Source organism: Stenotrophomonas sp. NPDC077420 (assembly GCF_044543385.1).
GTDB lineage: Bacteria > Pseudomonadota > Gammaproteobacteria > Xanthomonadales > Xanthomonadaceae > Stenotrophomonas.
In genome coordinates this window covers 325,948-340,427 of sequence record NZ_JBITVZ010000003.1, presented here as the reverse complement: position 1 = coordinate 340,427, position 14,480 = coordinate 325,948, and the positions used below count along the sequence as shown (strand labels likewise).

Annotated in this window: 2 protein-coding genes; both read left to right on the top strand. The window is 67.7% G+C overall.

The features are described from left to right. A partial coding sequence (locus tag ACIGII_RS05075) for a condensation domain-containing protein (RefSeq protein ID WP_399657433.1) occupies nucleotides 1-4,239 on the top strand: 4,239 nt, incomplete at its 5' end. Continuing rightward, the gene (locus ACIGII_RS05070; RefSeq protein ID WP_399633794.1) at nucleotides 4,239-14,471 is read left to right on the top strand and encodes an amino acid adenylation domain-containing protein; all 10,233 of its coding nucleotides are present in this window, start codon (nucleotides 4,239-4,241) and stop codon (nucleotides 14,469-14,471) included. The genes ACIGII_RS05075 and ACIGII_RS05070, both read left to right, overlap by 1 nt. The last annotated feature ends 9 nt before the right edge of the window (nucleotides 14,472-14,480 follow it).

The following is a 14,480-nucleotide window of genomic DNA, read 5'->3' as shown; positions in this document are numbered from 1 at the left end:
TGCACCCATGCCGTGCTGCCGCAGGAAGCACCGGGTGTGCTGCCGATCGGGCAGCCGCTGGTGAACAGCCAGATCTATGTGCTGGACGCGCAGGGAGGGCTGTCCGGGGTGGCGATGCCGGGCGAGCTGCACCTGGGCGGGGCGAGCCTGGCCCGTGGTTACTGGCGGCAGCCGGCGCTGACCGCCGCGAGTTTCCTGCCCGATCCGTTCGGTGCGCCGGGCAGCCGGCTGTACCGCAGCGGCGACCGCTGCGTGCAGCGCGCCGATGGCGAGGTGGTGTACCAGGGCCGGCTGGACCATCAGGTCAAGATCCGCGGTTACCGGGTCGAACTGGGCGAAGTGGAAACCGTGCTGTGCACGCATCCTGCGGTGGCTGATGCGGTCGTCGTCCTGGACGCTGATCGGCTGTGCGCGCATGTCGTGGCCCGCCCCGGTGCCGCGGTGGAGACGGAGGCGCTGCGCAGCTGGCTGTCGACGAAGCTGCCCGACTACATGCTGCCCAGCGCCTGGCAGATACTGAAGGCGCTGCCGCTGAACCGCAACGGCAAGGTCGACCGCAGCGCTTTGCCGGCCATCGCCACGCAGGTCGCACCTGGCCTTGCCTACCGGGCTCCATCGAACGTGCTGGAAACGCAGCTGGTGGAGGTCTGGCAGCAGGTGCTGGGCGTGCCGCAGGTCGGCGTTGACGATGACTTCTTCGCTTTGGGCGGCGACTCGATCATGGCGATTCAATTGGCCGCGCGGGTCCATCGGCTCGGCTATGCCCTGCAGCCCAAGCGGTTGTTCGAAGCCCGCAGCATCGCAGTAGTCGCGGCCGATCTCGCTGCGCGTGTCGCGCCGGCCGCGCACTGCGACGCTGCGGGGCCAATGCCCCTGCTGCCCAGCCAGGCACGCTTCTTCACGATGCATCCCGAGGGGCTGCACCAGTACAACCAGGCGATGTACCTGGACAGTCGGCAACGCGTGAACTGGTCGTGCCTGAAGGCCGCGCTGCACGCCGTGCACGCACGCCACGACGCGCTCAATGCAACGTTCGCCCGCGACAGCGTGCAGGGCTGGACCCAGCATATCCGCGCGCAGCCGCATCCGCCGGTGGTGTGCGTGGTAGACCTGTCCGGTCTGCCCGCGGGGTGTCGCGACGCAGTAAAACAGGAGCTCGCGGCCCAGGCCCAGGCCTCCCTGCAGATCGAGCAGGGCACGCTCAGCCGGTTGCTGGCCTTCTGCGATCAGGGTCCGGACGGCCCGGCACGGCTGTTGTGGCTGTTCCATCACCTGGTGGTGGATGGGGTGTCGTGGCGGATCCTGCTGGAAGACATCACGGTGGCCTACGCGCAGGCAGCCAGCGGCCAGCCGGTGGTGTTGCCGGCCAAGGGCGCGCCGCTACGCGCCTGGGCTGCCGCACTGGCACGCCACGCGACAGACAGGGTGCCCGATGTATCCTGGTGGGAAGCCGCGCTTGGGGTGAGAAGCGAAGACGTGGTCGGTGCCGCGCCGCCTGACGCCGGCGTCACCACCATCACGGTGCACCTGGATGCGACCAGCACCGATCTGCTGTTGCGGCGACTGCCGGCCGCATACAACACCGGCATCAATGATGCACTGCTGACCGCGCTTGCGATGGCATTCGTGCGATGGAATGGCATCCCGCGGCTGCTGGTCGAGCTGGAAGGCCATGGCCGCGACGATCTGGCCGAAGCCTTGGATATCAGTGCCACCGTGGGCTGGCTGACGTCCCGTCATCCCGTGCGCCTGCCAGATGCCTCCGGGCAACCTCCGGGCGCGCTGTTGGCAACTGTGAAAGATGCACTGCGTTCCGTGCCGGGCCCTGGCATCAGCTATGCGGCGCTGCGCTACTGCAGTTCCGACAGCGCCGTCCGCGGGCGCATGGCGGCGCTTGCCCAGCCGCAGGTCAGTTTCAACTATATGGGACAGGTAGCACGCGCGGCACCGGGTGCAATGTCGGCCTTCGACTTCGAACCGACCACTGCGGGTGGGCTGCACGGTGCGGGCGTGGTGCGGGCGCAGCCGCTCGCCATTGGCGCCGCGGTCAACGACGGGGTACTGGATCTGCACCTGACCTTCTGCAACGCGACCCATTCGCTCGATTCGGTGGGCGTCCTGGCTGACCACCTGCTGAGTGCCCTTACAGAGCTGGCGGAAGTTTCGCATGCGCAGAATGCGCCGCGCTGCACTCCGTCGGATTTCCCCGGCTGTGGCCTGGACGTTGACACGCTACGGGCGGTGCTAGCGCGGCATGGCGGTCGCGACCGCATCCAGGCCATTCACCCGGTGTCGGCGGTGCAGCATGCGCTGCTTTTCGAAACGCTGCTGCGGCCGGGCGCGGGCATCAACATGATGCAGATGGAGCTGGTGCTGGAGGGCGAGCTGGACGCGGTGCTGCTGCGTGACGCATGGGCGCATGTGGTCATGCGTCATCCGGTGCTGCGGACCGTGTTTCACGGCCTGGATGCGCAGCACCCGTTGCAGGTCGTGCTGTCGTCGGCGGAGATCGATTGGCGCAGTAACGACTGGTCCGGGATCGATGTCCCCGACGACCTGCTGCATGATCAGTTGGCCAAAGACCGCGTAGCCACCCTCGATCTGGCGGGCACGCCGGCGATGTGCGTGCGCCTGATCCGCCTGGGTGAGCACCTGCATCGCCTGATCTGGACGCGGCATCATGCCCTGACCGATGGCTGGTCGAGTGCGATCGTCCTGCGCGAAGTCCTGGAGTGCTATGCAATGCAGCGCGCCGGGCTGACGCCGCAGAACCCCCCTGTGCGACCGTTCTCCGACTACGTCGCCTTGAGCAACGCGCGTCCGCTGGCCATGGCCGAAGCGTACTGGCGCTCGTATCTGGCGGACGTAACCCGGCCCACCCTGATCGGCCTGCCATCTGATTGGCACCGCTCCACGGATGATGCCCTGGTGCGCCGCCACCCGGTGGAGCTGGCGCCGGCGCTGCTGGCATCACTGCGTGGCATCGCGCAGCGCGAACAGGTCACGCTGGGCAGCGTTTATCATGCTGCGTGGGGACTGCTGCTGGCGGCACGGGATGGTCAAGCGGGCTCGCTGTTCGGGGCGGTGATGTCGGGCCGGCCGGCGGAGCTGGAGGGGGTCGACGGCATGGTCGGCCCGATGATTCGTACGTTGCCGATCCGGGTATCGGCCCCAGCAGACGCGACAGCCGGCACGCTGCTGCGCGCGGTGCAGCGCGACCTGCTCGAACACGACGTACACGGGCACCTCTCGCTGCCTGCCATCCAGGCGTTCACCGGCTTGCCGCCCAGGCAGCCGATGTTGACCTCCATCCTGGTGGTGCAGAACTACGTGACCTCGACCCAGCGCGGGGAACTGATCGGGGCGCGGCGGCGGCTGGACATCGAGGTGACCCATGTACCGGCCTCCCCAATGCTCAGCAGCCCGCTGCTGGTGACGATCGCCGAGGACGAGGGAGGGGGCGTCTGCGCCGATTTCACCTTCGATGCGCATCGGTTCAAGCCACAGGCGATCGCAGCGCTCTCGGAGGGGTTCGTGGAGGTGCTTGACCACCTGTCGCGAGGCGATCTGCCGCCTGCCGCAGCACCGGTGCAGGGCGCAGTGGCGTCGTTCCAGCACGGCCCCCGGCATGAGCATGTCGAGGCGTGCCTGTTGCGGTGCGAGGGGGTAAGCGCAGCGGTCGTCATGGAACACCCACCGGTGCCCGGGCGCGAGGGAGCGGTCGCGTACATCGTGCTGGGGCGGGCACTGGCACTTGATGCGGACCGGACCTCGCGGTTCATTGCACGCCTGCGTGCGCAGCTGGCCGCTGCGCTGCCCGCTGCGCAGGTTCCGGGTGCGTTCGTGGTGCTGGACAGCCTGCCGCAGGCCGCGGATGGCTCGATCGCGCGCGAGCGGTTGCTGCCGCCCGCGGACAATGCCTTCGCACCACCCGCGTACCTGCAACCGGAAGGCGACATCGAGCAGGCGCTGGCAGCGTGCTGGAAAGAGCTGCTTTCAGTGCCCCAAGTAGGGCGACTCGATGATTTCTTCGCGCTGGGCGGGCATTCGCTGTCGGCAATCCGGCTGGCGGGCTTCTGCCAGCGGCAGTTCGGCATACAACTGCCGCTGGCGTCGTTCTTCAACGCGCCGACGTTGCGTGCATTGGCCGATACCGTGCGCTTGCTGGTCGAAATCCAGCATCCGCTGCTCGATTCCCCGGTTGCGCCCGGCGTCGTCCTTGAGGAGGGTGAACTATGATGGATGCATTGCTGCTGCTTGCCGAAGCGCGACAGCTGGGGGTTCGGTTGTGGGCAGACCGCGGTCGCCTTCGTTTCCAGGCAGCCAGTGGGGTAATGACCCCCGGATTGCAGGCGCGGCTGACGGAACACAAGCAGGCGCTGCTGGACTGCCTGGCCCCCCCTCGTCCGGCATTGTGCAGGCGCGATGAGGATGCGCTGCTGCCGCTCTCGCATGCCCAGCAGCGGCTATGGTTCCTGTGGCGGCTGGAAGGTCCTGGCGCTGCCTACAACATGCCGATGAGCTTGCGGCTGCAGGGCGCTCTGTCGGTGCCATCGGTGCTGCGCAGTCTTCGCGCGGTCGTGCGCCGACACGAGGCACTGCGCACCCAGTTCATCGAGACTGCCGACGGCCCGCTGCAGGTGGTGGCCGACGTGGAGCTGCAGGTGCCGGTGCTGGACCTCTCGGGGCTGCCGCATGAACAGCGCCAGGCGCAGCTGCGGGCGCTGGTGAAGGACAACGCGCAGACCCCGTTCGATCTGCAGCAGGCGCCGCTGATGCGCGCCTGTGTGGTGCGCGAAGGTCCACACCACCATGTGCTGCTGCTTTGCCTGCACCACATCGTATCGGACGGCTGGTCGATGGGGGTGCTGATGCGCGAATTCGGTGCGTTGTACGGTGCGTTCGTGGACGACGCCAACGCGCCGCCGCTGGCCGCGCTGCCGGTGCAGTATCCCGACTTCGCACAGTGGCAGCGCAGCTGGTTGCAGGGTGAGGTGCTGGAATCGCAGACCAGCTACTGGGTGGAACAGCTGACGGGGCTGCCCACGCTGCTGGAGCTGCCGACCGACCGACCGCGGCCACCGCACAAGGGGTATCGCGGTGGCGTCGTACGGTGTGCACTGCCGACGACGCTGGTGGCAGCGATGGACACGTTGGCTCAGCGCCACGGCGCCACGCTGTTCATGGGCCTTTTGGCCACCTTCCAGATATTGCTGTCGCGGCTGAGCGGGCAGACCGATCTCGCCGTCGGCACGCCCACCGCGCACCGTACCCATCCTGACCTGGAAGGGCTGATCGGCTTCTTCGCCAACACCCTGGTGATCCGTGGCGAGCTGGATCTGGCGGCAGGATTCGACACCCACCTTGCCCAGGTCCGCCAGCGCACATTGGGGGCCTACGAGCATCAGGATCTGCCGTTCGAGCACCTGGTGGACCGCATCAATCCCGAACGCAATCTCGGCTACACCCCTCTGTTCCAGGCAAGCTTCAGCCTCAACAACGCCACCGGAACGCTGCCGGCCTGGCCGGGCATGCATCTGGAGCCACTGGATAGCCTGGCGGATCAGGCCCATGCCAAGTTCGATCTCAGCCTGGGCCTGCAACCGGATGGTGAAGGCGGCCTGGCGGCGACCTGGACCTACGACGAGGCCCTGTTCGAGGCCAGTACCGTGCAGCGGTGGGCAGATGCCTATGCCACGCTGCTGCAGTCAGTGCTGCACACGCCGCAGGCCCCGGTGGGGGCGCTGGCCTGGATGAGTGCTGCGCAGCGCCAGCAGCTGCTGGGCTTCAGCGCGCCGGTTGCCTCTGCGCTGCCGGTGGACCTGGTGCACGCCGGTTTCGAGGCACAGGCAGCGCAGAGGCCTCACGCCATCGCCGTTTCCTTCGAAGACCAGCAGCTGAGTTACGGTGCGCTCAACGCGCGTGCGAACGCGCTGGCCCATCGCCTGATCGCGCTGGGCGTGGGGCCGGATGACCGGGTCGCGATCTGCGTGGAGCGTGGGCTGGACATGCTGGTTGGCGTGCTGGCGATCCTCAAGGCCGGTGCCGGCTATGTTCCGCTGGACCCGGTCTATCCCGAAGAGCGTTTGGCCTACATGCTGCAGGACAGCGCGCCGATGGCGGTACTGACCCAGGCCGCCCTGCAGGCGTCGCTGCCGCTGCTGAGGGACCTGCAACGCCCGGTGCTGTTGCTGGATGCGTCGAGCCACGCGCGGGCAGGGGAGGAGACCGGCAACCCCGTCGTGCCCGGGTTGGGTACGCAGCACCTGGCGTATGTGATCTACACCTCCGGCTCCACTGGCCAGCCCAAGGGCGTGATGGTCGAACACGGCCATGTCAGCCGCCTGTTCACCGCCACCCAGGCGCAGTTCGGTTTCGACGAACGGGACGTATGGACGCTGTTCCACTCCTTCGCCTTCGATTTCTCGGTCTGGGAAATCTGGGGCGCGCTGCTGCATGGCGGGCGGCTGGTGGTAGTGCCGGCGCTGTGCACGCGCATGCCGCTGGAGTTCTACGACCTGCTGGTACGCGAACAGGTCACGGTGCTCAACCAGACCCCCAGTGCGTTCCGGGGGTTGATCGCAGCCCAGCAGCAGCGCAGCGACGCGCACCACCTGCGGGTGGTGGTGTTCGGCGGCGAAGCGCTGGAGCTGCCGATGCTGGTGCCGTGGTTCGAGCGCAATGACGGCGAGCGCACCCGGCTGGTCAACATGTACGGCATCACCGAGATCACCGTGCATGCCACCTACCGGCGTATCACCGAATCGGACGTGCGCGCCCCGCGCGGCAGCCCGATCGGGCAGGCCATTGCCGACCTGCAGCTTTACGTCCTGGATACGGCTGGCGAGCCGTCCCCGATCGGGGTGACCGGTGAGCTGTACGTGGGCGGAGCGGGGGTGGTTCGCGGCTATCTCCATCGTCCGGAGCTGACCGCGGCGCGGTTTTTGCAGGACCCGTTCCACGCCGGCGCCCGCCTGTATCGCACCGGCGATCTGGGCCGCTGGCTGCCCGACGGCAGCCTGGAGTACCTGGGGCGCAACGACTTCCAGGTGAAGATCCGTGGGTTCCGCATCGAACTGGGCGAAATCGAGGCGCGGCTGGCCGCCTGCGCGGGCGTGCGCGAGGCGGTGGTGATCGCACGCGAAGACAACCCAGGCGACAAGCGGCTGGTGGCGTATCTGGTCGCAACGCCGGAGCAGGTGCCGGACGCTGCCGCGCTGCGGCTGCAGCTGCAACAGGACCTGCCGGAATACATGCTGCCCAGCGCGTTTGTCCGGCTGGCCGCGCTGCCGCTCACCGCCAATGGCAAGCTGGACCGGCAGGCACTGCCGGCTCCGGACCACACAGCGGTGGCCGCAGGGGCCTATGGCGTCCCGGAGGGCGAGGTGGAACAGGCCATCGCCACGATCTGGCAGGACCTGCTGGGCCTGGAGCAGGTCGGGCGGCACGATACGTTCTTCGCGCTGGGTGGCAATTCGCTGCTGGTGACGCGCATGATCGCGCAGTTGCGCAACCAGCACGGCTGGCAGATTCCCATCCGACAGGTATTTGAAACACCTACGGTGGTTGCACTGGCCCGATGCTGCGTCACCGGCTCGGCGCAGGGTGCGCCCCCGCTGCGACGGCGGGAAGCCGCGGGGTCGCCGGTACCGCTTTCGCATGCGCAGCAACGCTTGTGGTTCCTATGGCAGCTGGAAGGTCCCGGCGCCGCCTATAACATGCCGATTGGCCTGCGGCTGCAGGGGGCGCTGTCGGTGCCGGCCGTGGTGCACAGCCTGCGTACGATCGTGAGCCGTCACGAAGCGCTGCGCACGCAGTTCATCGAGACCGTCGATGGACCGGTGCAGGTGGTGGCCGACGTCCAGCTGCAGGTGCCGCTGCTGGATCTTTCCGCACTCTCGGAGGGAGAACGCCAGGCACGCATGCAGGCGCTGGTACAGGCCAACGCGCAGACCCCCTTCGACCTGGAACGGGCGCCACTGATGCGCGCCTGCGTGGTCCGCGAGGACAGCCAGTGCCACGTGCTGCTGCTGTGCCTGCACCACATCGTGTCCGACGGCTGGTCAATGGGCGTGCTGATGCGCGAGTTCGGCGCGTTGTATGCCGCGTTCGTAAGCGAATCCGGCGCAGCAGCACTGGCCGAGCTGCCGGTGCAGTACCCCGATTTCGCGCAATGGCAGCGCAACTGGCTGCAGGGCGAGATGCTGGACGCGCAGGCCAGCTACTGGGTGGAACAGCTGGCGGGATTGCCCGCACTATTACGACTGCCCACCGACCGACCGCGACCGGCGCATAAACGTTACGCAGGCGGCGCCGTGCGATTCATACTGCCCGCCGCGCAGGTCGCCGCCATGGACGTTCTGGCCCAGCGCCATGGCGCAACGTTGTTCATGGGACTTCTGGCTATCTTCCAGGTGCTGCTGGCACGCCTGAGCGGGCAGACCGACCTGGCCGTGGGTACGCCGACTGCACAGCGCACCCATGCCGAACTGGAAGGGCTGATCGGCTTCTTCGTCAACACGCTGGTGATCCGTGGCGAGCTCGATCTGGCGTCGGGCTTCGACACCCACCTCGCCCAGGTCCGTCAGCGCACGCTGGGAGCGTACGAACATCAGGACCTGCCGTTCGAATACCTGGTGGACCGAATCAATCCCGAACGCAATCTGGGCTACACGCCATTGTTCCAGGTCAGCTTCAGTCTCAACAACGCCACCGGTACCCTGCCGGCCTGGCCCGGCATGCAGCTGGAGCCGCTGGACAGCCTGGCAGGGCAGGCTCAGGCCAAGTTCGACCTGAGCCTGAGCCTGCAGCCGGAAGAGGACGGCGCGCTGGCGGCCACCTGGACCTACGACGAAGCCTTGTTCGAGGCTGCCACCGTGCAGCGCTGGGCCGATGCTTATTCCGCGCTGTTGCAGTCGGTACTGCAGATGCCGCAGGCACCGATCGGAAGCCTGGCCTGCAGGATCGACGCCCCACGCCAGGAGAACGCGGTCCGCGCCGATCCACCGGTCGTGCCGGATCTCGAAGCGTCCATACAGGCCTTCCCCGGCATCGGCGCAGTGACCCTGGTCGAGCGCTCGCAGGTACCGGGGCGCAGCGTGCGCGTCGCGTACGTCACGCTCGGTTCGGCACTGTCATTGAGTGCGGAAAAGGCGGCACGCTTCGTCGCCCGTCTGCGTACGCATCTGGGCGGATTGATGTCGCCCTCGGAGATGCCGGCGGCCATCATGGTGCTGGACAGCATGCCCCTGGCGGCGGATGGATCGATTGCGCTGGAGGCCCTTCCGCTGCCGGGGCCCGATATTCTGCAGCCCCCGCGTTGCCCGGAAGGCGACGTGGAGCAGGCCATCGCCGCGGTGTGGCAGGACCTGCTTGAGCGCGAGCGGGTTGGACGGGACGACAGTTTTTTTGCCTTGGGCGGCAACTCGCTGCTGGTGACCCGCATGATCGCGCGGTTGCGCAACCAGCATGGCTGGCAGATCCCGATTCGGCAGGTGTTCGAAACCCCCAGCCTGGTCGCGCTCGCCCGATACTGCGTGCCGGGCGCGGTGCCGGCAGTGCCGCCGTTGCGGCGCCGGGACGCCACGGATTCGCCGGCACCGCTCTCGCATGCGCAACAGCGGTTGTGGTTCCTGTGGCAGCTGGAAGGTCCTGGTGCGGCCTATAACATGCCAACCGGCTTGCGACTGCAGGGAGCGCTGTCGGTGGCGGCCGTGGTTCACAGCCTGCGCATGATCGTGCGCAGGCACGAGGCGCTTCGCACGCAGTTCATCGAAACCGCCGACGGTCCACTGCAGGTGGTGGCCGACGTACAGTTGCAGGTGCCGCTGCTGGACCTTTCGGCATTGCCGGGGCTGCAGCGGCAAGCGCACCTGCAGGCGCTGGTGCAGGCACATGCGCAGGCCCCGTTCGATCTGGAGCAGGCACCGTTGATGCGAGCCTGCGTAGTGCGCGAAGGTCCGCAGCAGCACGTGCTGCTGTTGTGCCTGCACCACATCGTGTCCGACGGCTGGTCAATGGGCGTGCTGATGCGCGAGTTCGGCGCATTGTATGCTGCGTTCGTTGACGGGACGTCGGCGCCAGCGCTGCCCGAGCTGCAGGTACAGTACCCCGATTTCGCCCAGTGGCAGCACGGCTGGCTACGTGGCGAGGTGCTCGAGTCGCAGGCCAGTTACTGGATGGACCAGCTGGCCGGGCTGCCCGCGCTGCTGGAACTGCCGACCGACCGGCCGCGACCTGCGCATAAGCGTTACGTGGGGGGCTCGGTACGGTTCAGCTTGCCGGCCGCGCAGGTCGCCGCGATGGACGCGTTCGCGCAACGCCACGGGGCTACCCTGTTCATGGCATTGCTGGCCACCTTCCAGGTGCAATTGGCGCACTTGAGCGGGCAGACCGACCTGGCGGTCGGCATACCCACCGCGCATCGTACCCACGCGGAGCTGGAAGGAATGATCGGCTTCTTCGTCAACACGCTGGTGATACGCGGGGAACTGGATCTGGCCCGTGGCTTCGACACCCATCTGGCGCAGGTACGCCGACGCACGCTGGGCGCCTATGAGCATCAGGACCTGCCGTTCGAGCACGTGGTGGATCGCCTCAATCCCGAGCGGAACCTGGCCCACACGCCGCTGTTCCAGGCCAGTTTCAGCCTCAACAACGCCACCGGCGCGCTGCCGACCTGGCCGGGCATGCAGCTGGCACCGCTGGGCAGCCTGGCCGGCCAGGCCCAGGCCAAGTTTGACCTCAGTCTGAGCCTGCAACCCGACACTGAAGCCGGCCTGACCGCGGAGCTGGTCTACGACCAGTCGCTGTTCGAGCACGGCACTGCGGTACGCATGGCCGAGCAGTACCGGATGCTGCTCGACGCACTCCTGGCCGCGCCAGACGCACCCTTGGGAGCGTCCCTGAGCGTCCGGCAGCGGCGCGTCGATACACCTGTGTCCAGCGCGATCGCCGTCCGGTGCGAAGGCATGCAGGCCCTGCAGCCCGGAGCAACGCCGGAAGGAGACGTGGAGCAGGCCATTGCCACGATCTGGCGGGACCTGCTGGGGCTGGAGCAGGTAGGTCGTCACGATACGTTCTTCGCGCTGGGCGGCAACTCATTGCTGGTGACGCGCATGATCGCGCAGTTGCGCAACCAGCACGGCTGGCAGATACCCATCCGGCAGGTGTTCGAAACGCCCACCGTCCACGCGCTGGCCAGGTGCTGCATGCCGGGTGGCAGTGAGGTCGCGCCGCCCCTGCGCCGACGCGACACCCTTGCATTGCCGGTACCGCTCTCACATGCGCAGCAGCGCCTGTGGTTCCTGTGGCAGCTGGAGGGTCCCAGCGCGGCCTACAACATGCCGTTGGGCCTGCGGCTGCAGGGACCGTTGTCGCTGCAGGCCATGCTGCACAGCCTGCGCGCGGTCGTGCGTCGGCACGAGGCGTTGCGCACGCAGTTCATCGAAACCGCCGACGGCCCGCTGCAGGTGGTGGCCGACGTGGAGTTGCAGGTTCCGGTGCTGGACCTTTCGGCGCTGCCGGATGCGCAGCGGCGGGTGCGGACGCAGGCGCTGATGCAGGCCAACGCACAGGCCCCGTTCGATCTGCAGCGCGCCCCGCTGATGCGTGCCTGCGTGGTGCGCGAAGGACCTCAGCACCATGTGCTGCTGCTTTGCCTGCACCACATTGTGTCCGACGGCTGGTCGATGGGGGTGCTGATGCGCGAATTCGGTGCGCTGTACGCCGCGTTCGTGGACGACGCCGACGCGCCGACGCTGGCCGCGCTGCCGGTGCAGTACCCCGACTTCGCGAAGTGGCAACGCGGCTGGTTGCGTGGCGACGTGCTGGAGTCACAGGCCAGCTGGTGGGAGGAGCAGCTCGCCGGGCTGCCGCCGTTGCTGGAGCTGCCGACCGACCGGCCGCGGCCGCTGCACAAGCGCTATGGTGGCGGCTCGGTGCGTTTTGCGTTGCCCGCCGCCCAGGTTGCTGCAATGGGTGCGCTGGCGCAGCGTCACGGAGCGACGCTGTTCATGGGCCTGCTGGCGACCTTCCAGGTATTGCTGGCACGTCTGAGCGGGCAGCGCGACCTGGCCGTCGGTACGCCCACCGCGCACCGCACCCATGCCGAACTGGAAGGCTTGATCGGCTTCTTCGTCAACACGCTGGTGATCCGTGGCAAGCTGGATCTGGCCGCGGGCTTCGACACCCACCTGGCCCAGGTCCGTCAGCGTACGCTGGGGGCCTACGAACACCAGGACCTGCCGTTCGAATACCTGGTGGACCGCATCAATCCCGAACGCAACCTTGGCTACACGCCCCTGTTCCAGGCCAGCTTCAGCCTCAACAATGCCACCGGTGCGTTGCCGTCCTGGCCGGGCATGCAGCTGGAACCCTTGGACAGCCTGTCCGGCCAGGCCCAGGCCAAGTTCGATGTCAGCCTGAGCCTTCAGCCCAACGATGATGGCGGGCTGGCAGGCGAGCTGGTCTATGACCGGGCGCTGTTCGATCACCGCAGCGCCGTGCGCATGGTCGGGCAGTACCAGATGCTGCTTGGTTCGCTGCTGCTTGCGCCGGACACACCACTGTGCAGGCTGCCGATGGTGGATGAAACCGACCGGGCGTGGCTGCTGGCACAGGGCACGCGTTGGCGTCCCGGTCCGGGGTCAGCGCGGGGCATACACGAGCGGTTCGCCGACCAGGTCGAGCGGGCGCCGGAGGCGATTGCCGTCCAGCACGACGAACTCCTCATCAGCTATGCCACGCTGGATGCCTGGTCCGACGCGCTGGCGCGTGCGCTGCGCGAAGCGGGAGTGGGGGTGGGCAGCCGCGTGGGCCTCTGCATGAGCGCAGCACCCGAGCTCGCCGCGGGCATGCTGGCCATCCTCAAAACCGGGGCGGCGTATGTGCCGCTGGACCATCGGCAGCCGTCGATGGTTCTGGACCAGATCATCGGCGAGACACGGCCGGCCCTGGTCGTCACCGACAGCGACGCACTGCCTTGGACCGTTCCAATCCCGTACCAGCGGGTGCGCCGGGACGGCGCGGCGTCGACCCTCGCTGTGCGCTCCGTCAGCGAGGGGTGGCCCATCGATACCGCGCTGCTGCCGGCCTGCCTGATGTACACGTCCGCCTCCACCGGTCGCCCGAAGGCGGTGGAGGTTGACCACCGCAGCGTCGTCCGACTGGTGGTGGACACCGATTACCTTACCCTGGGTCCCACGGACGTCATCCCGCAGCTTTCCAATCCGGCGTTCGACGCGTCCACCTTCGAGGTGTGGGGCGCACTGCTCAACGGCGGCCGCCTGGTGCATGTTCCGCGTGACGCGGTGCTGCATCCGGAACGACTGGGTGTCGCACTTCGCGATATCCGCCCCTCCGCCGTGTTCCTTGGTTCGGCGCAGTTCAGCCAACTGGCGCATCTGCAACCAGACGCCCTAGGCGGCGTACGCGACGTACTGGTGAGTGGAGACGTGGTCAGCACTGAAGCGTTGCGGCGGGTGCACGCGCACGGCGGGCCGCAGCGTCTGCTTAATGGCTATGGACTGACCGAAAACACGACCCTCAGTACGGTCTTCGATGTCGGGGATCCGGAACCGTTGCACCGCTGCATCATCGGCACGCCGATCGCCAATTCCACTGCCCATGTGCTGGACGCCGACATGAACCTGTTGCCGGTGGGCGTGGAAGGGGACCTGTACGTGGGTGGCGACGGAGTGGCCATTGGTTATCCGGGCCAGCCCGGCCTGACCGCCGAACGTTTCGTGCCGGACCCGTTCGCGCGGGACCCAGGCGCACGCCTGCACCGCACCGGCGACCGCGCCCGCTGGAACCCGGATGGGCAGCTTGAGTTCGTTGGGCGCGAGGACAGCCTGGCAAGGAACCGCGGTTTCAGGATCAACACGGAAGAGATCGCGGCCCGTCTGGCGGCACGACCGGGTGTCGGACAGGCGGTCGTCGCGATGCGCGAGGACCCGGCCGGTGGCAATGCGCTGGTGGCCTATATCGTAGCCGCGTCCGACGCCACACCCGCGATGTCCACGCTGCGCGAGCAATTGCTGCGCGAACTGCCCGCGTACATGGTGCCAGCGGCGTTCGTGGTGCTGCCGGCATTGCCCTTGACCCCCAACGGCAAGGTGGACCACCGCGCACTACCGGTGCCCGCGCTCGCCGCCGCGACGGTGGCCTACCTGCCGCCGGAAACGGAGGTGGAACGCACCGTGGCCGAGGTCTGGCAGACCCTCCTGGGTGTGGAGCGGGTTGGCCGCTACGACAACTTCTTCGCCTTGGGCGGCCATTCCCTGGTCGCCGCCCGTGCGGTGATCCGCTTGAAGGAACGCCTGCAGGTCGAGGTGGAGGTGCGCGACCTGTTCATGGCGCCGCAGCTGTCGGCACTTGCCGAGATACTGCTCGAACGCCAGTTGGGCCAGTTCGACGCCAACGAACTGCTGGCCCTGTTGGAGAGTATGGAAACGCCCATCGCGGAGTAGATCCGCTGT

Bases quoted from the DNA above. Each gene is read 5' to 3' on its own strand.
- ACIGII_RS05070 (WP_399633794.1), top strand. From the start codon at position 4,239: ATGGATGCATTGCTGCTGCTTGCCGAAGCGCGACAGCTGGGGGTTCGG.